Annotated in this window: 22 protein-coding genes and 1 pseudogene; 9 read left to right on the top strand and 14 right to left on the bottom strand. The window is 42.6% G+C overall.

From position 1 onward, the window contains the following. Positions 1-159: 159 nt before the first annotated feature. From MLD56_RS13055 to MLD56_RS13045, 3 genes are all read right to left on the bottom strand, one after another. A protein-coding gene (locus tag MLD56_RS13055) for an IS1182 family transposase (protein ID WP_241113295.1) occupies positions 160-1520 on the bottom strand; the annotation gives its coding sequence in 2 pieces (ribosomal slippage) (positions 160-953 and positions 953-1520; 1362 coding nt in all). 187 nt (positions 1521-1707) lie between these two features. Continuing rightward, positions 1708-2280 carry a flavin reductase family protein gene (locus MLD56_RS13050; RefSeq protein ID WP_029517528.1) on the bottom strand — a complete coding sequence of 191 codons (573 nt, stop codon included), beginning with the start codon at positions 2278-2280 and terminating at the stop codon, positions 1708-1710. Between the two features lie 62 nt (positions 2281-2342). Next, a complete protein-coding gene (locus MLD56_RS13045) occupies positions 2343-2924 on the bottom strand; it encodes a flavin reductase family protein (RefSeq protein ID WP_029517527.1) in 582 nt (193 codons plus the stop codon). Between the two features lie 105 nt (positions 2925-3029). On the opposite strand from MLD56_RS13045, the gene MLD56_RS13040 reads away from it, so the two are divergent. From MLD56_RS13040 to MLD56_RS13030, 3 genes are all read left to right on the top strand, one after another. Then, positions 3030-3374 carry a winged helix-turn-helix transcriptional regulator gene (locus MLD56_RS13040; protein WP_049816991.1) on the top strand — a complete coding sequence of 115 codons (345 nt, stop codon included), beginning with the start codon at positions 3030-3032 and terminating at the stop codon, positions 3372-3374. A 314-nt stretch (positions 3375-3688) separates the two neighbouring features. Beyond that, positions 3689-4372: an MBL fold metallo-hydrolase gene (locus tag MLD56_RS13035; protein ID WP_029517525.1), complete on the top strand. Its 684-nt coding sequence runs from the start codon at positions 3689-3691 to the stop codon at positions 4370-4372. Positions 4373-4728: 356 nt separating this feature from the next. After that, the gene (locus MLD56_RS13030; protein ID WP_029517524.1) at positions 4729-6150 is read left to right on the top strand and encodes a glycoside hydrolase family 1 protein; all 1422 of its coding nucleotides are present in this window, start codon (positions 4729-4731) and stop codon (positions 6148-6150) included. 401 nt (positions 6151-6551) lie between these two features. Here the strand turns inward: MLD56_RS13030 and MLD56_RS13025 are convergent, their stop codons facing one another. Then, positions 6552-7430: an AraC family transcriptional regulator gene (locus MLD56_RS13025; protein ID WP_029517523.1), complete on the bottom strand. Its 879-nt coding sequence runs from the start codon at positions 7428-7430 to the stop codon at positions 6552-6554. A 166-nt stretch (positions 7431-7596) separates the two neighbouring features. Between MLD56_RS13025 and MLD56_RS13020 the strand changes: the two genes are divergently transcribed. Next, positions 7597-8769 carry an MFS transporter gene (locus MLD56_RS13020; protein ID WP_029517522.1) on the top strand — a complete coding sequence of 391 codons (1173 nt, stop codon included), beginning with the start codon at positions 7597-7599 and terminating at the stop codon, positions 8767-8769. Positions 8770-8910: 141 nt separating this feature from the next. Here MLD56_RS13020 and MLD56_RS13015 read toward each other — a convergent pair. Further along, positions 8911-10270 (bottom strand): annotated as a pseudogene (locus MLD56_RS13015) (IS1182 family transposase). Positions 10271-10464: 194 nt separating this feature from the next. Next, the gene (locus MLD56_RS13010; protein WP_069011926.1) at positions 10465-11928 is read right to left on the bottom strand and encodes a DHA2 family efflux MFS transporter permease subunit; all 1464 of its coding nucleotides are present in this window, start codon (positions 11926-11928) and stop codon (positions 10465-10467) included. Between the two features lie 137 nt (positions 11929-12065). Here MLD56_RS13010 and MLD56_RS13005 point away from each other — a divergent pair, with 137 nt between their 5' ends. Then, complete coding sequence (locus MLD56_RS13005; RefSeq protein ID WP_029515149.1) at positions 12066-12635, top strand: TetR/AcrR family transcriptional regulator; 570 nt, start codon at positions 12066-12068, stop codon at positions 12633-12635. A gap of 207 nt (positions 12636-12842) precedes the next feature. Further along, on the top strand, positions 12843-13094 hold the full coding sequence (locus tag MLD56_RS13000) for a YolD-like family protein (RefSeq protein WP_029515150.1): 252 nt from the start codon (positions 12843-12845) through the stop codon (positions 13092-13094). Positions 13095-13300: 206 nt separating this feature from the next. Here the strand turns inward: MLD56_RS13000 and MLD56_RS12995 are convergent, their stop codons facing one another. Continuing rightward, positions 13301-13630, bottom strand: coding sequence for a DUF3817 domain-containing protein (locus MLD56_RS12995; protein ID WP_029515152.1), 330 nt, complete (start codon positions 13628-13630; stop codon positions 13301-13303). A gap of 377 nt (positions 13631-14007) precedes the next feature. Between MLD56_RS12995 and MLD56_RS12990 the strand changes: the two genes are divergently transcribed. Then, complete coding sequence (locus MLD56_RS12990; protein ID WP_029515153.1) at positions 14008-16059, top strand: fibronectin type III domain-containing protein; 2052 nt, start codon at positions 14008-14010, stop codon at positions 16057-16059. 299 nt (positions 16060-16358) lie between these two features. Here MLD56_RS12990 and MLD56_RS12985 read toward each other — a convergent pair whose 3' ends face one another. From MLD56_RS12985 to MLD56_RS12965, 5 genes are read right to left on the bottom strand one after another with little or no spacing between them, the layout of a single operon-like run. Further along, entirely contained in the window at positions 16359-17747 is a 1389-nt protein-coding gene (locus tag MLD56_RS12985) for a HAMP domain-containing sensor histidine kinase (protein ID WP_029515154.1), read from the bottom strand. Next, positions 17738-18397, bottom strand: a complete 660-nt coding sequence (locus MLD56_RS12980; protein ID WP_029515155.1) for a response regulator transcription factor — start codon at positions 18395-18397, stop codon at positions 17738-17740. Before MLD56_RS12980 ends, MLD56_RS12985 begins: the two co-directional genes overlap by 10 nt. A 37-nt stretch (positions 18398-18434) precedes the next feature. Then, positions 18435-19193: a lantibiotic immunity ABC transporter MutG family permease subunit gene (locus MLD56_RS12975; RefSeq protein ID WP_029515157.1), complete on the bottom strand. Its 759-nt coding sequence runs from the start codon at positions 19191-19193 to the stop codon at positions 18435-18437. A 1-nt stretch (position 19194) separates the two neighbouring features. Beyond that, positions 19195-19926: a lantibiotic immunity ABC transporter MutE/EpiE family permease subunit gene (locus tag MLD56_RS12970; RefSeq protein WP_029515159.1), complete on the bottom strand. Its 732-nt coding sequence runs from the start codon at positions 19924-19926 to the stop codon at positions 19195-19197. A 1-nt stretch (position 19927) separates the two neighbouring features. Then, positions 19928-20635, bottom strand: a complete 708-nt coding sequence (locus tag MLD56_RS12965; protein WP_029515160.1) for a lantibiotic protection ABC transporter ATP-binding protein — start codon at positions 20633-20635, stop codon at positions 19928-19930. Between the two features lie 150 nt (positions 20636-20785). Here MLD56_RS12965 and MLD56_RS12960 point away from each other — a divergent pair, with 150 nt between their 5' ends. Further along, a complete protein-coding gene (locus MLD56_RS12960) occupies positions 20786-21913 on the top strand; it encodes an NAD(P)/FAD-dependent oxidoreductase (RefSeq protein WP_029515161.1) in 1128 nt (375 codons plus the stop codon). A gap of 124 nt (positions 21914-22037) precedes the next feature. Here the strand turns inward: MLD56_RS12960 and MLD56_RS12955 are convergent, their stop codons facing one another. Next, positions 22038-23201 carry an MFS transporter gene (locus tag MLD56_RS12955; protein WP_029515162.1) on the bottom strand — a complete coding sequence of 388 codons (1164 nt, stop codon included), beginning with the start codon at positions 23199-23201 and terminating at the stop codon, positions 22038-22040. Between the two features lie 111 nt (positions 23202-23312). On the opposite strand from MLD56_RS12955, the gene MLD56_RS12950 reads away from it, so the two are divergent. Then, entirely contained in the window at positions 23313-23618 is a 306-nt protein-coding gene (locus MLD56_RS12950) for an ArsR/SmtB family transcription factor (RefSeq protein ID WP_029515163.1), read from the top strand. Between the two features lie 110 nt (positions 23619-23728). On the opposite strand, the gene MLD56_RS12945 is transcribed toward MLD56_RS12950, so the two are convergent. Continuing rightward, a complete protein-coding gene (locus MLD56_RS12945; protein WP_029515164.1) occupies positions 23729-24595 on the bottom strand; it encodes a MurR/RpiR family transcriptional regulator in 867 nt (288 codons plus the stop codon). Positions 24596-24744: the final 149 nt, after the last annotated feature.

Genomic DNA, 24744 nt, shown 5'->3' with positions numbered 1-24744 from the left:
TATGTAATTGACGAATGTGTATGTAAATTCATATCAAAAAGACTGCTAACCAATAGTGATATGGTTAGCAGTCTCAGATTGTCGAGAAACCCCGTCATTTTGAGACGTGGGTTTCTTTTTTACATCATAATGCTCTGGTCTCTGGAGAAGCAGGGGGGGTTACCCCTGTTTCTCCAGGCGATCTAGGTGGATCGCCATCTTCTTCATGTTCTGCACGGCTGCCGTCATAAGGGCTTGTTCCCTGACGTTTGGAAGACCGCGCAAACGGCAATAGCGAAACCCATGGAGCTCTTTGGCATCCGCGAAGCTTCGCTCAATCGTCTCTTTTCGTTTGCGGTACAGCTTTTTACCAGATGGGCTCAGCCGGTTGCTCCGTACCCACTCTTTGCTGTCTTCCCAGACATGCCGAGTCACTACTTTGCGGTGGTTTCGAGACTGGGTACACTGACTTAGCAGTGGGCAATGCTGGCACTGAGCTGGGTCAGAGGCATACTGCCGGTATCCCTTACGGTCCGTCGTTCGGTAGGGCAGTTCCTGTTGGGCTGGGCATCTATACACATTGCGTTTGGCATCGTATTCAAACTTCCATTTCGGAAACAGTCCTTGTCTGGGATGGAATCTTCGGTGAGCAATCACGGCAAAAATCTTTCGGTTCTGCAAACCTCGGCAAATCGGCGTTGTTAAATAACCTGAATCTAGTGCAACAGCTTCTACTTGAAAACCAAAACGTTCTCTTTGGCGATCCAAACGGGACAAATAGGGGACAGAATCATGTACATTTCCCGGCGTCACATGCACATCCGTAATCAGATTGTACTTCATATCCACCGTGCGGTGGTCCAGATAGAAGAAGCCTTCGGGCTTGCCATCACGGATCATATAGCCGCTGTCCGGGTCTGTTTTGCTCACTTTAATTTCTTTTTCTTCGTTCACTTCCTCTCGGGATTTTAAGGCTTTTTTCCGTGGTTTTTCCGGTCATCCTTCACCGCTTCGTTCAGCTCGTCCATATAGTCTTTGGTATTCTGCAACACTTGTTCTTTGGTGTACCGGTGCCTGTTAGCATTGGCTTTGACGTGTGTGGAATCGGTGACGAGAACACGCCCCCCCACCATTCGGTGAGAGATCGCCTGCAGCACAATTTCATCGAAGATATCTTGAAAGATCGTGGTGTCTTTAAAGCGAGTGCGACGATTCCAGCTAATCGTCGTATGGTCCGGAACTTTATCCGTTAAGCCCAACCCCAGAAACCAACGATAAGCTAGGTTCGTCTGAATTTCTCGCTCGAGTTGCCGTTCTGAGCGAATGCCATAGAAATAACCGAGAAAGATCATTTTAAACAATACGGTAGGATCAATGGCAGGACGCCCGTTGTCTGCACAATACAGTGGTCGAACTTTATCATCGATAAACGAAAAATCGATATACTTATCTACTTTGCGGAGCAAGTGATCTTGAGGAACCAGATCTTCGATGGAAACAAATTCGTAGGATTGTTGTTTTTCGCGATTGGAACGTAGCATATCAACACCATCCGTTCTACAATAGTTACCTATATTATACAACATTAACGCGGTGTCGTCTTAAACAAAATTAACATAAAAGAAGCTGTCGAGACTTTCTCGACAGCCTGAAGCTAGAGGTTTACCTCTAGCTTATTTATTGATTTATTGAACAAGGATTCCCTTGTTTGTATAGAGACAAATTGATTTAGTCTTTACCAGGTCCGTGATTAAATTTAGTACCTTTTCCAATTGCATAGAATTGACCGCCAGCCACATAGTGTACTGTACGCAATTCATCAGGAGCATCATCAAAAATCCAATGTCCGTTGTTGAATACTCGATCATCACTCCAAGCACCGACAATTTCACCCATGAAAAGATCAAGTTCTTGTTCATTTTGAGCATTTGGGATTACTTTGCATACTAGCCAGCCAGCGGAACCTTCAACTAGTGGAAAATCAAATTCATCTTGGTAAAAGATTGGGATATTATCAAGTTTGTTATCCATATCTTTAGCACTGTGCTCACCAACATACAAGACAGTTTCCATTTGTTGAACCGTTGGAACATGTACTACATAGTAACCACTCTTTTCAACGAGTTCACGTGTGAAAGCTTGTTTGCCGATATATGCCATCACTTTATTATTTCCCACCAGACCGACCCAAGCGGCTGCCATTACATTTTCTATCCCATCATGTTTAGCAGAAATCATGGTTGTTGGACCTACTTGCAATAAACGGTATGCTTTATTTAAATCAACAGGCTTAATTGCCATTATAATTCACCTTTTCATTGTTAGTTTATTTTCTTGTTGGACACTTCATTGAGAAATAAGAATTAACCATTAAGAGACAAAAATGATCTTCCTTCATTCCAGGCATTTCCAACTTTATCTCCTAGAGTGAAATAGGCATTGCTGAATGAATCAAAAAACAACATGCCTGTCTTCTTGGCATCAATTTTACCCTTTTCATTTAAGACCGATTCATCCACTGCGATATTGACCATTCTGCCGACAATTGCATGGATATGAGTACCTCTTACAATCTCTGTAAGTTCACATTCGATTACCACAGTACTTTTTTCAAGAATTGGTGCATTAACGTATTTGCTCTTGGTAGCTTTCAAACCTGTTTTTGCGAATTTATCAGGATCTCTATACCCTGACACTGAGCCAAAAAAGTCAGCTTCCATCATGAGATCTTGAGTGGCCAGTCCAACCGTAAAGGCACCCATTTTTTCTATATTCTCGTGCGTCTTTTTATTCGTACCAATACCCAAATTGATATATCCTCCGTGATTCATCGTGCACCAGTGCAAATTCATCACATTGACAGTTCCATTCTCATCGTAAGTAGATATCATCAAAAGTGGCATGGGATAGCCATAACCAAAAGCACGTGGACTGAGATCTTTCATAGCTTAAAATACCTCCGTTCAGTTATGAGGTATAGTATAATGGAAACATAAAAAAAGAATAGTATGCACTTTTTAGTGAGATACTATCAAAAAGGAGAGTATTAAATGATTCCAATTAAAACAAAAAATGAAAAAGAAGACAGTAATGAATCATTTGTGTATACCTTATCGCTAATAAGTGGTAAATGGAAATTACATATTTTATTCTTACTATTGAAGGAAGATATTATGCGTTACGGGGAGTTGAAAAAAGCGCTTCAAGGAATTACTCACAAAATGCTTAGCAATCAATTAAAAGAGCTAGAGGCTGATTCGCTCATTACACGCCATGAATACTCACAAGTACCGCCTAAAGTTGAGTACTATCTTTCAGAGCGTGGCAAGTCCCTCATTCCTGCTCTGCAAGAGCTTTGCAAATGGGGAGTAGATCATATGGATGATGAACAATAAGTCACGAGTCATTCACTTAAGTTGTTATCCATTATATTGATGAAACAGCCAAAATCACCAAGTGAAAATCATTTTTTATCAGAGTGAGTATGACCACCTCACTAAATAGCGAGAAACCCGAGTGAATAATAACCTTGGGTTTCTTTTGTGTTCAAATGAAAACGTACAAAAAAAGAGGACGAGAAGGCATCTCTTTTTAGGTGCTCTTTTAGCATAAAGTACAAACCAGTAAGAGAGTGAGTGTAAAAAGGGTTGACTTGTTGCTTACTTTAAGTAATATAATATGTTTACTAAATTGAAGGAGCGTATGTCTAATGTCTCAACCGAATAATGGAATTAAAGCAATTAAACTTGAAATGGAATATAATAGGAAACCATTTATAGTATATCCAATATTGTTATGGGATGATGAGAATGTAGTACTTGTTGATACCGGTATTCCTGGACAATTGACACAAATCCGTAAGTTACTCGAAAAAGAAAATTTCAGTTTAGATAAGCTGACGCATATTATTATTACGCATCAAGATGGGGATCACATTGGCAGTCTGCCGGAATTAGTTGAGGCCAGGGGAAACGGGGTTACGGTGCTCGCTCATGAGGAAGCGGTACCTTATTTGACAGGAGCTACTCCGCTTATTAAAAGTAAAGATTTCGCACCGCCCGTGCGCGTTCATGCAGCATTAAAGGATAGAGACATTCTTCCCTTGGCAGGTGGTATTCAGGTGATCTTTACACCAGGACACACACCAGATCACATGTCGCTGTATCATATCCCAAGCAAAACACTAATTGCTGGCGATGCTTTAAATTCGAAAGATGGTTGTCTCTTGTCTTTTGATGACGAACAAACGTTGGATCATACGACTGCATACGATTCGATTGCTAAACTGTTAGAGCTTGATATTAAAAAAGTGATTACGTACCATGGTCACGAAGTTACGAATCAGATTAAGGAAAGTCTCCAGAACATTGTAAATACGAAACCTGCCATCTGACCTCAAGTTAGGAGAAATCAATCCGGAAGCAAGCTAAAACACATTTAATGGAGTAACTTATCATGATGAAGTCGTCAGTTTTGGCGGCTTTTTTATGTTGTTACTTATTATGATGGCGAAATTGAATTACAGTTACCCTTGAGCTTGCACACAGTAATCTTTAGAAACACTGCGTTACTTTTATGTTACAAATGTGAATCTCTGATACCTTGTACTAAATACGAAATAACATTTATTTTATGCATGAATCTATGTAACATAAGTTGTGAAAACAAATACATGATAAAAAACCGATCAAGTGAGATTCGTTATATATCCAGATCCGCTGAAGGTTTAAAAGAAAGGTGGCTTACCAAATGAGTAAAACATTTCAATTTCCTAACGGTTTTTTGTGGGGAGGTTCCGTCTCTGCAAACCAAATAGAAGGTGCATATCAAGAAGATGGAAAAGGACTTTCCATTCAGGATATCATGCCAAACGGCATTCAAACACCTCCGACGGTAGAACCAACAGAGGATAATATGAAGTTATTTGCGATTGACTTCTATCACCGATATAAAGAAGATATTAAACTCCTTGCCGAAATGGGTTTCAAAGTTTTTCGTACGTCTATAGCTTGGTCCAGAATCTTCCCAAAAGGGGATGAACTTGAGCCAAACGAAAAAGGTCTCCAATTTTACGACGATCTCTTTGACGAGTGCCTGAAATACGGGATTGAACCTCTAGTTACGATCTCTCATTATGAGACTCCTCTACATCTTGTTAGGGAATACGATGGATGGGCGAATCGAAAAATGGTCGATTTCTATGAACGATATGTGCGAACTATTTTTGAGAGATACAAAAACAAAGTGAAGTATTGGCTCACATTTAACGAGATTAACTCTATTCTTGAACACCCTTTTGCAAGTGGCGGGATTAACACGCCTAAGGATCAACTTAGCAAACAGGATCTTTACCAAGCCGTTCACCACGAGTTTGTTGCAAGTGCACTGGCAGTTAAAATAGCGCATGAAATCAACCCAGAGTTAAAAGTGGGTTGTATGGTCATTGCTATGCCGATTTACCCATTGACTCCTGACCCTAATGATATGATCAGAGTGATGGAAGCGGATCATAAGAACACAGGTTTTACGGATGTTCATGTGCGTGGTTATTACCCGGGTTACATGAAACGTTATTTGAAAGATAATGGGATTACTATTCATTTCGAGCCTGGTGACGAAGAAATTTTGAAAAATACCGTTGACTTTATTTCCTTTAGCTATTATCAAAGTAGTTGCGAAACAGCTGATCCTGCTAAGCAAATTAAAGGAGAAGGAAACCTGATTGGTGGTGTTCCTAATCCGCTCTTGACCGCGAGTGATTGGGGTTGGCAGATCGACCCTCAAGGCTTAAGGTACATCATGAATGCGATGTATGATCGTTATCAGAAGCCATTATTCATCGTTGAAAATGGATTAGGAGCCGTAGATGAACTGATTACGGACGAAAATGGTAACAAAACCGTTATTGATGATTATCGTATTAAATATTTGAAGGAGCACTTGCTTCAAGTCGCTGAAGCCATCCAAGATGGTGTTGAATTAATGGGATATGCATCATGGGGTTGTATCGACTTGGTTAGTGCAACAACCGCAGAAATGAAAAAACGGTACGGATTTATCTATGTAGATCGTCATGATGATGGTTCAGGAACATTGGAACGCTTTCGTAAGAAGTCCTTCCACTGGTATAAAGATGTCATTGAGAGCAACGGGAGCAGCTTGTTTCGTTAATAGCAACAAGGACTTGAGATTTAACCTACAGAATACTGAATATGCGGCAATTGACCAAGAAATATTTTGCTTAGAGAACGTCGAAAGAAAACAATAGTAAATTAAAAGTATGTATACTAAACGATACATTTCGGTAACATAGCTACAAATACCGATGACTGTTGGAACATCAAAAGTCGCTAATATAGCGGCTTTTTTAGTGTCCCCAGCAGGGACGCTATCTATAGGTTAAAGTCCCGAGTGGCGAAGCCGGCGTTAGATGGATATAGCTCCGATTCAGGCATACACTTGGGCCATCTTCCCATCGGAGGCGCATTCGTGGGATAAGTTTGATGGAGTCGATAGAGACACTTTACTGCCACGCTTGTTGAAACCTATTGTCTTTTGTATGCTGTAGTTTTTTATTTAGTCTGACGCCATGTATGTCTGTAAGCTAGGGGCGTCATTCCGACTTTTTTCTTGAAAAGTTGATGAAAGAATTTCATATCCACATATCCGACTGATGCGGCAATTTCGGCTACACTGCTGTGGCCTTCTGATAGGAGACGGCATGCTGCATCCATACGGAGGTTTTGCAAGTAATTCGTAAAGCTCATTCCGGTATGGTCTTGAAAAAGACGACTGAAATGCCGCTTGCTAAGGTTAGCTCGATCGGCAATTTCGCTAAGTCTAAGCCCGCTTGCATAATGAGAGTTGATAAAGGTAATTGCTTCATCGACAGCCATCCAGTGCGTCTTTTTTTCTAGGGAAGCAACGTTCTGTACTTGATTTCTAAATAAACCGATTAGTATTTGCATGACGAGAGCAGAGAGAGCAGCCAAATATCCTGGAGGTTTTGTCGCAAATTCTCGATAAAGTTCTCGGAACAGGTAATGATATGTACCATCAAGATCTTTCATAGAGAACCAATGTAACTGCTTGTTTGCGAAATATTCACCTATGTCCGGAGCTTGCGGAAAACAGGAGTGGAGTTCCGTTAGATACTTTTCTTGAAACAAACAGTTGTAAACGATCAGCGGGCGATCTTTCATGAGGGTTTTGGGCCTGTACACATGAGCACACCCAACTGGAATGAAAATAATAGTCCCTTGCTCCACAGGAACTGCTTCACCATCAATATAATGAACACCTTCACCTTCACTGATATATGTGATTTCAAAAAAATCATGGGAATGGGAGTTTAGTTCAAACGTTTCATAAACCCTGTTCACATTAATCGGAACGCTAGGCGCGAAAAGATCGTCTCCGGACATAATATAATTGCTGTGTCTGATACTCATGAGAGGGCTCCTTTATATTCCTAATGTTTGATATTATCTTACGTATAATTTCGTTGAATGTCCATATTCACCTATAAATATGTCTCTTTTCACCTACTTTTTTATCTTTCTCTCCACGTAGAATAGAGCCTAGATAACATGAGAATGAGATCAGAAGGAGATTACAATGAGGAAAAATATATTTTTAATTATTGCATTATTTGTTGCTACATTGAATTTGCGCCCGGCTATTAATTCCATATCTCCGCTGCTAGATACGATTCGGGAAGATTTGGGGATGAGCGCTGCACTAGCCAGTTTGCTAACGTCAATACCTGTACTATGTATGGGTGTGTTTTCACCTTTTGCCGTCAAAGCAAGTGGGAGATGGGGAATAGAACGAATCATTGGATATTCCCTGATTGTGGTGGGATTCGGAATAGCCACTCGGCTATTTACACAGTCTACGTCCGTTTTACTTTTATCTGCATTAATCGTAGGTATCGGGATCGCTTCGATTGGCCCGTTAACTTCAGGCTTTATTAAAAAGTATTTTCCCGATCATGTTCCATCCATGATTGCACTCTATAGTATTGCAATCACTGTAGGGGCTGCGGGCAGTTCAATGGTATCCATTCCCATAGAGGCATATTTCAATTCTTGGCAGATAGCAGTAGGAGGGTGGGCAGTAGTTGCCTTTGTAGCAGCGATCATGTGGTGGATCATGGTGAAGCCGAAATCTGAATCTGCTCATGTGAGTGGAATAAAAGAACGTCCGCAAATTAAACTTCCCTGGGGAAATAGAAGAGCATGGACGATTACGCTCTCATTTGGATTAATGGCGATGTTGTTTTATTCTTTTACAGCGTGGCTCCCGTTGATGATTCAGGAAATGGGGTATAGCAAATCCTATGCAACGCTTTGTCTGACTATATTTGTTGTCATCCAAATTCCGATTAGCTTTGTACTTCCTGTATTATTGAAGAACTTTCCCTCAAGAAGTGTATGGTTGGTTGGTGAATCTCTGTTCATGATTGTTGGGTTGGTTTTATTGATGATGAATTTCATGCCTATGGTTTCCGTTGTACTCTTTGGAGTTGGGGCAGGGGGCTTGTTCACTTTAAACCTGATGTTACCGATTGATTCTACAACCAATGTGAACGATGCTACTTCCTGGTCAGCGATGCAGCAATCTGCTGGATATGTCATTGGAGCGATGGGTCCAATATTGCTAGGCTGGATTCATGATGCTTCCCATAGCTTCACTCCTGCTATGATTGGAATGATTGTGATCATCATTCTAATGATCATGACACAAATTGCAGCAACACGAAAGAAAAAAGGAATGGAAGGAGCTTAAAGTAAGCAATCATTTGAGAGATATAGCATCTTAAAAGAGAGTCGAGATGACTCTCTCAGATTGTCGAGAAACCCCGTCATTTTGAGACGTGGGTTTCTTTTTTACATCATAATGCTCTGGTCTCTGGAGAAGCAGGGGGGGTTACCCCTGTTTCTCCAGGCGATCTAGGTGGATCGCCATCTTCTTCATGTTCTGCACGGCTGCCGTCATAAGGGCTTGTTCCCTGACGTTTGGAAGACCGCGCAAACGGCAATAGCGAAACCCATGGAGCTCTTGGCATCCGCGAAGCTTCGCTCAATCGTCTCTTTTCGTTTGCGGTACAGCTTTTTACCAGATGGGCTCAGCCGGTTGCTCCGTACCCACTCTTTGCTGTCTTCCCAGACATGCCGAGTCACTACTTTGCGGTGGTTTCGAGACTGGGTACACTGACTTAGCAGTGGGCAATGCTGGCACTGAGCTGGGTCAGAGGCATACTGCCGGTATCCCTTACGGTCCGTCGTTCGGTAGGGCAGTTCCTGTTGGGCTGGGCATCTATACACATTGCGTTTGGCATCGTATTCAAACTTCCATTTCGGAAACAGTCCTTGTCTGGGATGGAATCTTCGGTGAGCAATCACGGCAAAAATCTTTCGGTTCTGCAAACCTCGGCAAATCGGCGTTGTTAAATAACCTGAATCTAGTGCAACAGCTTCTACTTGAAAACCAAAACGTTCTCTTTGGCGATCCAAACGGGACAAATAGGGGACAGAATCATGTACATTTCCCGGCGTCACATGCACATCCGTAATCAGATTGTACTTCATATCCACCGTGCGGTGGTCCAGATAGAAGAAGCCTTCGGGCTTGCCATCACGGATCATATAGCCGCTGTCCGGGTCTGTTTTGCTCACTTTAATTTCTTTTTCTTCGTTCACTTCCTCTCGGGATTTTAAGGCTTTTTTCCGTGGTTTTTCCGGTCATCCTTCACCGCTTCGTTCAGCTCGTCCATATAGTCTTTGGTATTCTGCAACACTTGTTCTTTGGTGTACCGGTGCCTGTTAGCATTGGCTTTGACGTGTGTGGAATCGGTGACGAGAACACGCCCACCCACCATTCGGTGAGAGATCGCCTGCAGCACAATTTCATCGAAGATATCTTGAAAGATCGTGGTGTCTTTAAAGCGAGTGCGACGATTCCAGCTAATCGTCGTATGGTCCGGAACTTTATCCGTTAAGCCCAACCCCAGAAACCAACGATAAGCTAGGTTCGTCTGAATTTCTCGCTCGAGTTGCCGTTCTGAGCGAATGCCATAGAAATAACCGAGAAAGATCATTTTAAACAATACGGTAGGATCAATGGCAGGACGCCCGTTGTCTGCACAATACAGTGGTCGAACTTTATCATCGATAAACGAAAAATCGATATACTTATCTACTTTGCGGAGCAAGTGATCTTGAGGAACCAGATCTTCGATGGAAACAAATTCGTAGGATTGTTGTTTTTCGCGATTGGAACGTAGCATATCAACACCATCCGTTCTACAATAGTTACCTATATTATACAACATTAACGCGGTGTCGTCTTAAACAAAATTAACATAAAATAGGCTGTCGAGACTTTCTCGACAGCCTGAGACTGCTAACCAATAGTGATATGGTTAGCAGTCTTTAAGTTTATTCACATATTTTTAATTTGGGATCACATGAAAATTATGAATTAGTGCATGGGAGCTTTGGCAGTGCCATGTTCAACATGAACTCTGCGGATGAAAAAGGCAAGGATCAACCCGATCACACTGATGATCATCGCAAAGAAAAATGAATTTTGTGATCCGATTGTCATGGCATTGGCCATTTCATTTACGGATTCAGGCATACTGGATTGGCTCAAATAGCCTTCCATACCTTTGGAGAGAATGCTTACCGCTACAGCTGTACCGATTGCACCAGCAACTTGTTGGAGCGTACTCATAATGGCTGTTCCGTCTGGGTATAGATCCATAGGGAGCTGATTTAGGCCGTTTGTCTGAGCTGGCATCATAATCATGGAAATGCCGATCATCAAGCAGCTATGAAGCACAATAATGAGTACAAGAGTTGATGTTGTTGTAATGCCGGACAGGAAAAACAAAACAGCAGCTACAATCACAAGTCCTGGAATGACAAGCCACTTGGGACCGAATTTATCGAACAATGAACCCATAATAGGAGACAAGAGGCCGTTGATAATCCCACCGGGCAGAAGTACTAAACCTGCTGTTAGAGCAGACAGAGCCAGCCCCTTTTGCAAAAAGAGTGGAAGAATCAGCATCGTAGAAAGGATCGTCATCATACATAGGAACACCATAATAACGCCAATAACAAACATAGGGTATTTAAATACACGCAAATTCAACATAGGCTGCTTCATTTTCAATTGACGTACAGAGAACAGTATCAACGATATCAGACCGACAATCACAGGAAGCAGAACCATCAGGCTAGCCCAACCTTCGCCACCTTCTCCGGATTTACTGAAACCAAACACGACACCGCCGAAGCCAATGGAAGATAACAGGATAGATAAAAAATCAATTTTGGGCTTGGTCGTTTTTGAAACGTTTTGCATAAATAAAATACCGCAAATCAGTGAGAGAACTAAGAACGGAAGGGAGATCCAGAAGATCCAGTGCCAAGACAGATTTTGCAGTACCAGTCCTGCAATGGTAGGGCCCACGGCAGGTGCAAACATAATGACCAATCCGATGATCCCCATAGCCGCGCCTCTCTTTTCAGCTGGGAAAATGATCAAGATGGTGTTAAACATCAATGGCAATAACAACGCCGTGCCAATGGCCTGAAGAATACGTGCGATCAATAGCACTGAAAAAGTAGGTGCAAGCGCAGCAACGAGACAACCAGCTATTGAGAACAGCAACGATGTCACAAACAGCTGTCTTGTCGTAAAGGTTTGAATCAGCAATCCCGATACAGGTACTAAAATACCGAGTGTAAGCAGATAAGCGGTTGTCAGCCATTGGGCTGTTGCAGTTGTAATATGCAAAATCTGCATCAAATCATTCAGTGCAATGTTAAGTGCCGTTTCACTGAACATCCCAATAAAGCCGCTAAGGAGCAGCGCAATCATAATAGGTAGCACCTTGAACGTTTTGGGTTCAGAGGGTGAACTTGTTTGACTCATTGTACTCATGTTGTTTTTGTTCCTCCAAATAAATTAATAGTGTTGAATTATAACAATCGGTCTATATATAATAAACATGTTGTTATTTTTTTGTCAAAGTATAAGTTGTAAATATTAAATAATGAAGGATGCTGTATATGGCTGCTAAACCCGAATCATACGAGAATATCGTACAAACCGCATCGAAGCTCTTTTTTCATCAGGGGTATCACGCGACCGGACTGAATCAGATTCTTGCGGAGAGTGGATCACCGAAAGGGTCACTTTATTATTATTTTCCGCGTGGTAAAGAAGAATTGGCTTTGGAGTGCATAAGAAGAGGGAATGAGTTTATAAAGCAAAAATTAAAACAGACCCTGGACGGGAATGATAATCCAGTACTAGCCATTCAGGATTTTATTCGTAATACAGCTGAGGAGGCAGACCGTACCGGCTTTAACGACTTCATGCCGATTGGCTTCTGGGCTGCTGCGGAAACTTCCTGTATTAGTGAATCGCTACGTCATGCTTGTGTGAATACGTTTACAGATTGGCAGCACATCTATATGGAGCGTCTTCAGGAATCGGGCTGGGACGAGGAAAAGGCACGCAGTCTGGCGGTACTTATCATTTCGATGCTCGAAGGTGCATTAATTTTGGCCGTTACACAACAGAGCAGTGCTCCTATTTATAATATCGTGGATTACATTCCACAGTTGGTCAAATGACCTTGTCTCTTCGATTTTCAATCGCTCCTATGAATTCCAACAAGTATCTTTAGAGAGCCGATGTTCTCGTTTTTGAGAACTCGGCTTTTTTGTATATCTGAGACGTAATTTTACTCACATTACCAGCACCAAATGATGAAAAGTATGGTAAAATAGAATGAATTTGAATTTGATTTTGATTTTGCACGAAAGGAAGGGTGATAGCAAGTGGCAAAAGCGAAGGTACCCAAACGGCCTACTCGGGATGAATTTGTACTGGAGGAAATCGGGAATCAGCTTGTAGAAGCACAACGAGAGCAATCCGAGGTTGTATTGACCGTATGGGGACGCGCAGAAACAACCCGCGGACAGATTGTTAAAATGGACCCAAGAACAGGGAAGGTTCATGTAGAGAGTAATGGAGAAACGGATAAAGTTCCTTTTATGGATATTATGAGTGTAAATTACCCGAGAGATTAGTTGTTGTGATTACATAAATATAGCAAGAAGGGACGAAAAAATGACAAAGTTAGGGTCTCCCTTACTGCTGTGGGAAAGTAACAATTTACAATTCGCGTATACAAAAACAACCGAGTGGTTTAGAGCCATCGGTTGTTTTTGTATACTGCTGCATGAGTGGGAAGAGAAAGCCGCGTTGTTGTATTGGCACTTGCCCTTGTACATGCTTATGTAGCTTTTATCGGGCTGGTATGACTCGCACGTGCTTCGGCTTTCTTAAGCACCTTACGATCAAAAATGAAGGGGCCAAACGGCAACAGTGAGGCAATCAAGGCAGCAAGACTTTGCAGTAGCGTTATTTTCCGCATAATTAGCATGACCACAGTCGCTACAACATAAGCCACGAACAGTACCCCATGGATCATACCCACCCAGCTTACCATTTGCGGTATTCCAGCTGCGTATTTAAGTGGCATAGCGATACACACAAGTAGTAGATATGAAATTGCTTCAATATTACCAATGACACCAAACATCTTAAAGGCATTTTTGAACATAATACACCTCTTTCTCTTGTTACTTAAAATTTAATATATCCTATAATGCATTGTTATTAAACGGTAGAAAGTTACGATATATCGAATATTTACGGCAGATGCGAACGTCACACAGCTTAGCGCTCCTGGAAACGATAATTGTAATTTCATTTAACTTGTCAAAATGTGTATCCCTATTGTATGCGGACCCCCTATCAGTAAAAATACGGTGTGAAGCCTAAACATTTTGTATGCAAATTCCGATAACAGTTAAATGAACGTGTGTACATTATGGTACATATTTTAAAAGCTGGATTGCAGCAGAAGGGCTTGTAAGCTTAACTTATTAGTTTTTGACAAATAAAATTTCCATACTGGTATCAAGGAGAGCATAGAATATGAATAAAAAACGTTTGCGTCAATGGATGGCTCCGTTCGCAACGGCTACACTGATTTTGAATACGGGATATGGCATTTTGACACCCGATGCAGTGGCTAGCGCGTTGCCGACTGAGAGGCATTACTCAAATCTGACAGGCCTAAATACAACACAGTTACATACCAAATTAGCAACCGCTCAAGGTAGTCAAGTGCCTGTTACTTCAGGTCCGAAAGTGACTACGTTAACCAAAGGTTATGGTCAGAACACCTATCTTAACCAAATGCTAAAAGTAATGTCGAGCCAAATGGTGACTGCGAATATCGCGCCGGCAGAGGTAAGCAATCTGACAGCGGTTCCTACAGAAACAACAAAAGTAAATTTGTCCTGGAACAATCCGTCGGACATCAATTTTGACCACGTTAAAGTGGTTGGTGTTACTAACGATGTGTATGTAGATAACATTAGAAGCAACTCTTATATGTTAAGCGGTTTACAGCCGAACACGACATATACCTTTCGCGTGAAAACGGTGAATAAGAGTGGAAATGAATCTCTCGGTACAACAATACAGGCTAAAACGGCTTCCGTTGATGGTCCTGTGGATAAGACACCACCAGGAGAAGTAAGCGGACTGGCAGCGACGAATGTCGGATATAATGGATTTACCATCAATTACATATTGCCTAAGGATGCTGACTTAAGCCAAGCGATTGTCTATTTAAATGGTACAGAAATTCAAAGAACCACAGGCACGTCTTACACGTTTAATGTCTTGAATGCTGCCACAGCCTATACCGTAACGGTCAAAACGATAGACAAATCCGGAAATATATCTCAAGGAGTTAGTATTCCAGTTACAACTTCTACGGTCTCTACCGATATTGTGCCCGATGTGACAGGTGCTTCAGTGACATCAGTTAATAACTATAGTGTTACTGTTTCCTGGACAAGGCCTAGTGGAATTAGTACGGTCAGTCTGTATAAGGACGGGCAACTGGTAACCGATTCAACAGGAACATCCTATACTTTCAACAACCTTTCGGCAAGCCAGACCTATACGTTCACGATAAGATCTAAGCGAAGCACAGGTACATTGTCCTCCGGTGTGAGACTAACTGCCACAACGGACAGTACGTCCTCCAATTCGTCAGAAGTGTCCAATCTTGAAGTAGATAGCAAAAGCGACACCTGGATCAAAATCACCTATGATATGCCGAGTCGAGCCGACAAGGTGAAGATATATGTGGATGGTGATTATAAGGGGACTACAAGCTCTGAGTCCTATAAAATCACGGATTTGCGAGAAGGACGCTGGTATGAGATTAAGGTCGTGACTGTCAATAGCAATGGAAGAGAATCTAGCGGTGTAAAGATATCAGAACGCACGGATTCGGATGGTTACTACTCTTCTTCATCTAGTTCATCGAACTATGAGAAAGCAAGAGATTTGATGCGAATTGCGGAAAACAGTCTAAATGCGTCCGACTGGCGTTCTGCCAGAGATGCAATCAGTGATCTGCCGAGCGGAACCCGTAAAAGCGATCTGCTGGATCGGCTAGAAGCTATTCGCAATAGAGCGATTGGTACCGGTAGTTCATCATCTGGGACGAGTTCTACTACGACAACCACTTCTGGTACAACGTCTTCATATCCTAACAATGCGGTTTCCTCCTATTCATCTTCGTTCACCCTGACACCAGGAGCTAAATCGGCTTATGTCGATGGTCGTGCTACGACGATGGCTCAGGCTCCTCGGATCATTAATGGGGCGACGATGGTCCCGCTGCGCTTTATCAGTGAACGGATAGGTTACGAGGTGAATTATGAAAAATCGACCAAAAAGATTATTCTGAATCGACCTACAGACGGCAAACAGGTAGTGCTTCAAGTCAAGAATTCGACCCTTGCCGTATATGAGTTAAACAACTCCCGAAGTTATTCGACGAACATCACAGCTCCGGTTATTGTTAACGGCTACACGCTGGTTCCATTACGAGTGATTAGCGAGCTTTCGGGGTATCAGGTGAACTATAATACTGCATCCAAACAAATTACGATTACCAAATAAATGCATCTGTTAAAAGAGTTCTAAAGTGAAAACTTTAGAACTCTTTTTTGTCTACTATCCAATAAGTGTACGTAAAATGCGAAAAGGGGCGCTTTATAAGCGCCCGCTAATAGAGTTATAAATTGACAATCAGCTACTCTGTAAACAAGTTATTTTGACTAAAAAGGATATCCAGCTGCTTAAGATCTTCTACAGTTAGTTGAATACTCAGCGTTTGAAGATTAGTTTCGATCTGATCAGGCTTGGTCGCACCTGGAATGATTAAGGTATACGATAGGATTGATTCTCGCTTGTATGATTCATGCACTGATTGGTATTTCAATGCTTACCTGTCCGCCGCTTGTCTGGGTGGAGTTGGCGATGTTCAGCTTTCCGCCATGTAGGTTGACAATGGATTTTGTTATATACAGGCCCATACCGTAATGTCCACTCAATCTTCTGGATGAATCACCCATATAAAACTGCTCGGCGGCCTGTTTGAGACCTGCTGGAGAGAAGCCCGGGCCTTCGTCTACGATGCTGAACCGAATACAGTTTTCAACAGACTCTACGATCAGCTGGATTTCGCTGTATTCAGGCGCCTGATCTACCGCATTAGAAGCAACATTCATAATGGCGCGCTCAAGTAGCACTGGGTCTGCATACAGCGTCTTAGGGGGGTTATATGCAGCGAATGCTACAGATATTTTTTTGACAGCAGCCAAGGCCATTATCTGATCTTTCACTTTCGATAAATAGAAGTCAGCATCCATCGTTTCCGCCCGCAGGGTGACTAGTGTTTCCGCTTTTGAAATGTCAATGAGAGTTTTAATATACTGCTCCATCTGCCTGGTGCTTTCCGCAATATAATCCGTATAGTTCTTTTGCTCTTCGGACTGTTCGGTCTCGGACAGTAGCTCTACGTTTCCACGAACGATAGTGAGTGGTGTTTTGACATCGTGTGCTAGAGCGGAAATTTGCTCGCGGCGGGATTTTTCGAGATTCCACTGTTTCTGAAGCGATGTCTTTAAAGTTTCTTTCATTTTATCCATGGAATGTAGTACCTGATCGATCTCCATCACGCCACTGAACTTGATTGAGAAGTCCAAATCCTGTGCTTGAATTTGTTTGGTAGCCTGCTGCAATCCGCTCATCTTACGTGCCAGCTTTCGTCCGAAGGAGGAAGCCAGTAAAGCACCTCCCCCCAGGAAGGCGATACAGAACACGGCCAAAAAGGACAATTCTGCGTTCGGCAGATATTGACGCAGGATAGGAAGTTCAAACTGTGCCGAGACAGAATAGCGCATCACAGTAATTTCATCATGATGTGGAACTTTTACATAGTTATAAGGAAATTGATACGCAGTATTGCTCTGCTGCGTAACACTCCAAGCGGCTTGGGCCTGGTTTTCAGAAAGATTTCCTTCAATGAGGCGGCCTTCCGAAGTGAACAACGCGTACTTATACAGTTTTATCTGAGAATTCGGTTGCAGGGTTTTGCCCGCTTCAATGATTGACTTGTCCTCCCGTACCTGCTTCTCCGCATAGTTCGCGGGAAGAATGGCCCCATAAGATATCAGGGCATAGAAGATGAGGACCAGGAACAGAGCGAGCGCAATTGTTCCAATACAAAACATAACTAAATAACCCAGGAAAATGGTTCGTAATTTAGTAGTCTTGCGTGCTTGCTGTACTTTGGTTACTTCCATCGGTAGCCGATCCCCCAAACTGTCTCCACTGGAGAAACCTCTACTTTGCCAAGCTTGGCCCGGATATTTTTGACATGCTCCACAATGGTGGCGGAATCGCTGTCCCCATCCAAGCCGAAGACCGCTTCGTAAATCTGCTCCTTAGAGAATACCTGCCCCCAGTTCAAAGCTAGAAACTTACATATCTCATATTCACTTTTGGTAAACGGGACTACAACATTCTGAACGGTGATTTCCTTGCCAGACAGATTGAAATGAACTTCCCCGATGCAGAATACATTACGCCGTTCACGATTCTCCCGTCTGAGATGGGCGTTGATTCGTGCGCGCAGCTCTCCAGTGCCGAACGGTTTGACAATATAATCGTCGGCTCCATCCCCAAGCCCCAACATCACATCGTTCTCCATGGATTTTGCGGTAAGAAACAGTATCGGACAGTCTACCTTGCTGCGAATTTCCCGGCAGAGTGTGAATCCGTCCATGGTAGGCATCATCACGTCAAGCAGTATAAGATCAAATGCTCCGAGCTGCATGGTGAGAACCTGTGGGGAGGCGGAGACCACCGTGACAACATGGCCATCTTTCTGCAAAATATTTTGAAGGAGAGCCAAAACGGCGGGTTCGTCATCAACGGCCAACAAGTTTGCCATGCTTTATTCACATCCCTTGCTTTCTTTACTCTAATCTTTACTCCAACGAATTTTGTCCTTCCCAACGACAAATCCATAACCCTAATAATACCATGATGACTAAGGTCCCTACTACGCAATATCTGATTCCCAAATCAAGCTGTATAGCTTCAGGGATAGAATCTGCTGAGCTTACGCCGTATTGCACCCAGATCGTGATGAACCGGGCCGCCCAAGCAGAGGGAACGAATATCCAATTATGATCACCCAGCCCTGTAAGAAGCAAAGCGGACAATAGACTCTCCATAATACCCAGGCCGATGGAAGCTCCCTTACCGAACCGCAAACTAATGAAAAAATGTAGAATATAAAGGAACACACTGGACACAAACAGAATGTAGGCAGCCAACACATAAAACTTCAAGCCATACGGGGACTCTTTCATAAGATATATATAGCCAGCCCCAAAGCCGCCTGAGGCAAGCAGCACACTGCCAAATCCCAAGCACAGGAGTAGGCTAAGCTTGCTCAAAAAAGGTAACAGCTTCACCGGCGAGGTCAAGAGGTGTTGGAAATTTCCAGCGACTGACTCCTGCTCAACAACAATGGAGCATACAATACCAATCATGGTAGGAAGAACCACAGCCAGGACCTGCAAATAGCCGTCTATCTTCGAAATCGGTGAATACGGAGTAAAGGAATAGTAGGCTAGAAAGATTGCTATCCCTAAAAGCGGCACAAACAGCTGCACAAGCAGTAAGGGCTGCCTTCTAAGTTTAAGCACATCGGATTTCAGATAGCGGAAAAAAGAAATCATCTTATTTAGCCTCCCGCTTGCGGAAGGACATCGTCGTCAGTATCGACAGAATTATAAACAGGCAGATTGTGATCACTAGACCGGGCACAATCACGCCTTTATCCAAAAGTGGATCTCCTGAAGGAACGGCAAGCCCATTAGGCAGCACTTGAATGACGGTGCACATCAATCGCGCTGGAATAGCATAGGGTACCGCCCACCATACAGAAGACGTAGCGAACAAGACGGTGCAGGCTACGTTGCCCAGCATGTTGATGATTAGGGTGGCAAACATGCCTATTCGATCCGTCAGGAACAGGCAAAGTGGAACTTGCCACAAAAAGGTGATGAAGAGGATCAGAGTTGCAGCGACGCTTTCTGCTAGTGTCACGGAAGTTGAGAATACGAATCCGCCAAGAGTTATCCCTATAAATAAAATAATAAAGGAAACCATTAAGAGTCTTACGCAAACCCCGATTTTACCGTACCATACCTGAGCCAAATCTACAGACATGCCAAGGACAGCACGGTATTTCAGCTTCTTGCCATCCTTTTGGATCACTCCTGAGCATATTAAGGTGAGCGCACCTGGCAGCAGCATGAAATACCACCAATTGTAGCTGGCGCTTTGGAGCATATGTCCCCCCATGAGCACGGTACACAGAAGAAGAGTAACGATGGGGGCCAGCCAGACCAGCTTTTTCGTGAAGGTACGCTTTAATTTTAGATGTTCGGCGGCTATATATTGCTGCATCCTACTCATCCCCTTTTCGGTATTCCTGTGCAATCTGCATGAACAACGATTCCAAGTCTTGTCCTGGTGTAACCGCCTCTTGGTAAGCTAATATGCCACCAGCGATAATACCGACATGGTCAACGATTTGTTCGACTTCGGATAAAATATGACTGGAAAGAATTACGGTAATTCCTTGCTTCGGGAAGGAGCGAATCAGCTCGCGTTGCTCCTGAATGCCAATGGGGTCAAGTCCGTTGGTTGGCTCATCTAAAATTAGTAGTTTGGGATGGTTGAGGAGCGCAATAGCAATGCCCAGCCGCTGTTTCATGCCCATCGAGAACTGGCCAGAGCGTTTTTTCCCGGTATGAGTCAAATCAACAATCTTCAGTACTTCATCAATTCGTGAATCAGGTAGTCCGAGCAAGGTTGTACGAACCTTTAAATTCTCTCTAGCAGTCAAATTCTCATAGAGTGGAGGAGATTCGATCAGTGCGCCGATCTGATCGAGATCTTTTCGTGACCAGGGTTTTCCTTGGAATAAAATTTCACCGCCTGTCGGACGTAGCATACCAGTTAACATTTTCAAGGTGGTTGATTTTCCAGCCCCATTTGGGCCAAGTAGCCCATAGACGGAATTCTCCTGAATAGACAGTGTGACGTTGTTCACCGCCTGTTGCCGTCTAAAGGTTTTGCAGAGATTTTTAGTCTGTAAAATAATGTTATCCATATCAGTTCATCCTTTTCATTCGTTCTGACAACTACTTTACAGATCAATTCTAAGAACTTTATAAGGATAGAAATATTAATGCTTCAAACTTTATGCATTCATGCGGTATTCGCTATAATGGATACAGTGATTTAGGAAAGGGATGTATTCATGAAGAGGGTTATCGTAATCGGAGCAGGAATTCTGGGGGCATCGACAGCATACCAGTTAGCAAAATTGGGCGCTGATGTCATTCTTGTAGACCGCAAAGATAAAGGGCAGGCGACTGATGCAGCTGCTGGCATTATTTGTCCCTGGTTATCACAGCGACGCAATCAAGCTTGGTACCAGCTAGCCAAAGCGGGCGCACGTTTTTACCCCGGATTGATTGAAGAACTTAAAAGCGAGGGGGAAACAGAAACTGGCTATGCTCAAGTTGGAGCTCTCAGTATTCATGATGATGTAGAGAAAATCAAAAAAATGCAGGAACGGGCACATTTACGTCATACAGATGCACCGGAAATCGGTGAAATTATGCAACTCAATGAAAAGGAAACCCATGAACGTTTTCCTTTGTTAGTAGATCGCTATCGCTCCGTTCATATTAGCGGTGCCGCACGTATAGATGGTCGTGCGCTGCGGGATGCGTTGATCCGATCAGCACAAAGAAATGGGGCAACCCTTATCCATGGAGATGCTGTGCTCCAATATGATTCCGATCATGTAACCGGAGTAACGGTTGGTGGAAACAGCTTTTCGTCTGACGTAGTCATTGTTTGTGCTGGTGCATGGGCAAATCAACTGATGCTGCCTTTGGGCATTCGCTTTAAGGTTAGCTTTCAAAAAGCACAAATCATGCATTTACAGATCCCTGATGGGCAAGATACAGGCACCTGGCCTGTAATCATGCCGCCTTCTGATCAATATTTGTTAGCGTTTGATCAACAGAAGATCGTCATAGGGGCGACTCACGAAAATGAAATCGAAGGATACGATACAAGAGTAACAGCAGGCGGGATGCAGGAAATCCTAAATAAAGGTTTAGAATTAGCACCTGATTTAGCAAATAGTACTTTTCAGGAGGTAAGAGTTGGTTTCCGTCCGTTTACACCTGGTTTTCTACCGGTGCTTGGAGCTGTTCCTGGCTGGAACGGTCTTATAGCTGCCAATGGGCTTGGAGCATCCGGACTGACCATGGGGCCCTTTATTGGAAGCCAACTGGCAAAGTTAGCACTTGGAATGGCTTTGGATATCAATATCGATGATTATGATATTCGAAATGCTATTGATGAAAATTGATTCTTCAAGGTAGACAACATTAGATAGCATAAGAAGCCGCCATACTGGCGGCTTTTCTAGTAAAATAAGTTCTTTTCCTGGCCCAAAGATAGAGCTTATGTCAAAATTTTATGGTTACTCGTTTCTATTTTAATCTTAGACCTAGTAAAACTCCGCTACGTAGGAACAAGATTAGTGACACACCGAAACAAATCACAGAAAACAGGCAAACGGAAATAAAACCACCGCTGTGAGCGTATAGCATTCCTGCTGTGAAAGAGCCAACCATTGTTCCAAAATACATAGAAGAATTGGCAAGTGATGAAACTGTTCCGCGTGCTGTGGCAGATAAGGTTTGAAGCATACTCATCATAAGCGGAAAAATCATTCCAAGGATAAGGAAGATCAGAAAATATGTAATTTCGACATAGGTCACACTAGGTAAATAGGGCAGAAGCAAATAAAGCAGACCGATGAAAATTACGCCATAGATCAAAGAGTGCTTAGGCCCCACTTTGTTAACTAAGCTGCTCCCAAATAAGCTACTAATCGTATTTCCTAAACCAAGGAATAATATCACCGTACCAATATTTGCAACATTGAGGCTGAATTTGTCGGAAAGCCATGTGCCAATAAAAGAGAAGGCAGCAAAATTTCCGAGTTGGAACAGGAAGTAGGCCAGAAAAGCGACCTTAGGTGTTGACCCCTGCAGCAATGAACGGTATCTGTTCCTAATCGAGGGAGCCTTTTGCTTCTGTATAGAAGGAGGCAAGGCGGGCAAGAGAACAGCAGTCCAAATAACGATCAGGAAGGTGCAGCAACCAATCATAATAAAGGGTGTTTGCCACCCGGTGGTAGCGAGATAGCTGCCAATGGGAACGCCTAGCATTTGGGAAAAAGCTAATCCTGCGGTGACAACTCCCATGGCTTTTAACACTTTATGTGGTTGAACCAACTGAGGAATGGCAGCCCAAACTTGAGGTGAGGCAAAAGCGGCACTAATGCCAGCCAATAAGCGAAAAGCAAACATGGTCCAAAAATCAACGGCAAAGCCGCAAAGTAGAGTGAAGATACCAAAACCAAGTAAGCCGAACAGTAGTACTTTTTTTCGATTCCATGCATCTGACAACGGTCCTGCAATTAAGGCAAACAGAGCATACCCTAAAGCATAGGCTGAAACAATCCAGCCTGATTGTTCGATAGAAATGCCGAAGCTTTCACGAAGAATAGGTAGAAGAGGCGACACAATGAACGTATCTGTACCAATGAAAAACATGATCAAGAAAAACAAGGTGATAATTTTATTCAAAACGAAACCCTCCATTTGTTCTATTGTTCGAATATTTTCGAATAATAGAAATATAGCATTCCAATATGCTATAATGCAACTATAATTCTTTGTTAGGCAGGTGAACGGATCTTGAGAACGCTGTATCATCCTAACGTAATTGAAATTACTCTACCTACAGTTTTATATGCTTTAAGTGACCCCATTCGGCTTAATATCATCCAGATTTTAGACGAAAACGGGGAGCAATCCTGTAGCTCGCTAGATATTTCAGCCCCAAAGTCAACCTTGTCTCATCATTTTAAGGTTCTTCGGGAATCAGGGGTCATTCATACGAGAATAGAGGGAACCCAACGCTTTATTTCTATCCGTTACGACGATTTAAATGAACGCTTTCCTAGCTTGCTGTCGGCCGTACTGATGGGCTTGAAGCAATAAAAGAAAAAGGTCTAGTTAGCATAAAACTAACTAGACCTTATTTGTCGAAGAACAACCATATATAATTATAAATTGCCGCTTATTTTGCAGTTAGAGAGAAGCTAATCCCTCTACACGTCATTCATCATGTCATTGAGATGCGAATTCTTCAACGATTGTGTTGCGAATTGCATGTTTTTTAAGTAGTCGATTTTATAGATACAGGAGTAGATCACATTTAATACATAGTCAAAGGCAATTTGCGACGAAAATGTACCAATCTTGGCATGTTTTACTTCGTCATTAGGCACCTGGATACAGATATTACTGAGTTTGGCCAATTCATTTTGACTGGTTGCTGTAATTGTGATAAAGGGAATATTTTCATGTGTAAAGTGCTTTGCTGCTTTTAAAAAGATCGGTGATTTTCCGTGGTAAGTTAAAAAAACAGCGCAATCCTGTGGCGTAAGATTAGCCGTATGGTACGCCCACTCAGACAGCTCCGTAGCTATAACCACATACTTGTTAATTTTCACTAATTTATTTTGGAAACTTTTCGCACGGATTTGTGAATCTCCTAACGCATATATAAAGATCCTTTTCGCTTGATCCAGCAATAGGGCTGTTTGCGACAATAAATCATCATCCATGAATGTAAAGTTTTTTTCTATCGTTTCCTTCATTAATTCTGCAATTTCTTTCGCCACTTGAAGTGGGGATTCATCAAAACCAAATGGATAGTTGGGGTCTACATTGGAAATGTTCTGGGTATTCTGCTGAAACTCCCGAGCAAGTTTGATTATGAACTCCTTGAAGCCAGATAGCCCAAGTTTATGTGTTAATCGATTAATCGCGGAATGCGAAGTATATGTTGCCTTTGCAAGCTCCTGAATATTTAAGTGCAGGATACTTTCCTTATGAAGCAAAATATAGGATGCAATGCTTTTTTCGTTTGGTGTAAAGTTTTGCATTTCGGATAATTGCATCAGTATTTTCAACAGGTTCACTCCGGTTCAATTGAAATGACGTTTGATAAAGGATATAAAATAAACATTTTGTTCGAAAATAAACAAACATTTTTAAAAATATTCGGTTGATTGTACCATTTTGGCGGCAAATCCTTTACGATCAACGTTCTTCTTCTATA

The sequence above is a fragment of the Paenibacillus peoriae genome (assembly GCF_022531965.1).
GTDB lineage: Bacteria > Bacillota > Bacilli > Paenibacillales > Paenibacillaceae > Paenibacillus > Paenibacillus polymyxa_D.
This window is presented reverse-complemented; position numbering and strand designations above follow the sequence as displayed.

What these genes read in the sequence shown, in the direction of transcription:
- MLD56_RS13025 (WP_029517523.1), bottom strand. Translation starts at nt 7,430, where the DNA reads ATGAGTATCAGACACAGCAATTATATTATGTCCGGAGACGATCTTTTC.
- MLD56_RS12995 (WP_029515152.1), bottom strand. Translation starts at nt 13,630, where the DNA reads ATGTTCAAAAATGCCTTTAAGATGTTTGGTGTCATTGGTAATATTGAA.
- MLD56_RS12985 (WP_029515154.1), bottom strand. Translation starts at nt 17,747, where the DNA reads ATGGAAGTAACCAAAGTACAGCAAGCACGCAAGACTACTAAATTACGA.
- MLD56_RS12975 (WP_029515157.1), bottom strand. Translation starts at nt 19,193, where the DNA reads ATGATTTCTTTTTTCCGCTATCTGAAATCCGATGTGCTTAAACTTAGA.
- MLD56_RS12980 (WP_029515155.1), bottom strand. Translation starts at nt 18,397, where the DNA reads ATGGCAAACTTGTTGGCCGTTGATGACGAACCCGCCGTTTTGGCTCTC.
- MLD56_RS12970 (WP_029515159.1), bottom strand. Translation starts at nt 19,926, where the DNA reads ATGCAGCAATATATAGCCGCCGAACATCTAAAATTAAAGCGTACCTTC.
- MLD56_RS13040 (WP_049816991.1), top strand. Translation starts at nt 3,030, where the DNA reads ATGATTCCAATTAAAACAAAAAATGAAAAAGAAGACAGTAATGAATCA.
- MLD56_RS12960 (WP_029515161.1), top strand. Translation starts at nt 20,786, where the DNA reads ATGAAGAGGGTTATCGTAATCGGAGCAGGAATTCTGGGGGCATCGACA.
- MLD56_RS12990 (WP_029515153.1), top strand. Translation starts at nt 14,008, where the DNA reads ATGAATAAAAAACGTTTGCGTCAATGGATGGCTCCGTTCGCAACGGCT.
- MLD56_RS13050 (WP_029517528.1), bottom strand. Translation starts at nt 2,280, where the DNA reads ATGGCAATTAAGCCTGTTGATTTAAATAAAGCATACCGTTTATTGCAA.
- MLD56_RS13045 (WP_029517527.1), bottom strand. Translation starts at nt 2,924, where the DNA reads ATGAAAGATCTCAGTCCACGTGCTTTTGGTTATGGCTATCCCATGCCA.
- MLD56_RS13030 (WP_029517524.1), top strand. Translation starts at nt 4,729, where the DNA reads ATGAGTAAAACATTTCAATTTCCTAACGGTTTTTTGTGGGGAGGTTCC.
- MLD56_RS13010 (WP_069011926.1), bottom strand. Translation starts at nt 11,928, where the DNA reads ATGAGTCAAACAAGTTCACCCTCTGAACCCAAAACGTTCAAGGTGCTA.
- MLD56_RS13005 (WP_029515149.1), top strand. Translation starts at nt 12,066, where the DNA reads ATGGCTGCTAAACCCGAATCATACGAGAATATCGTACAAACCGCATCG.
- MLD56_RS13035 (WP_029517525.1), top strand. Translation starts at nt 3,689, where the DNA reads ATGTCTCAACCGAATAATGGAATTAAAGCAATTAAACTTGAAATGGAA.
- MLD56_RS13020 (WP_029517522.1), top strand. Translation starts at nt 7,597, where the DNA reads ATGAGGAAAAATATATTTTTAATTATTGCATTATTTGTTGCTACATTG.
- MLD56_RS12965 (WP_029515160.1), bottom strand. Translation starts at nt 20,635, where the DNA reads ATGGATAACATTATTTTACAGACTAAAAATCTCTGCAAAACCTTTAGA.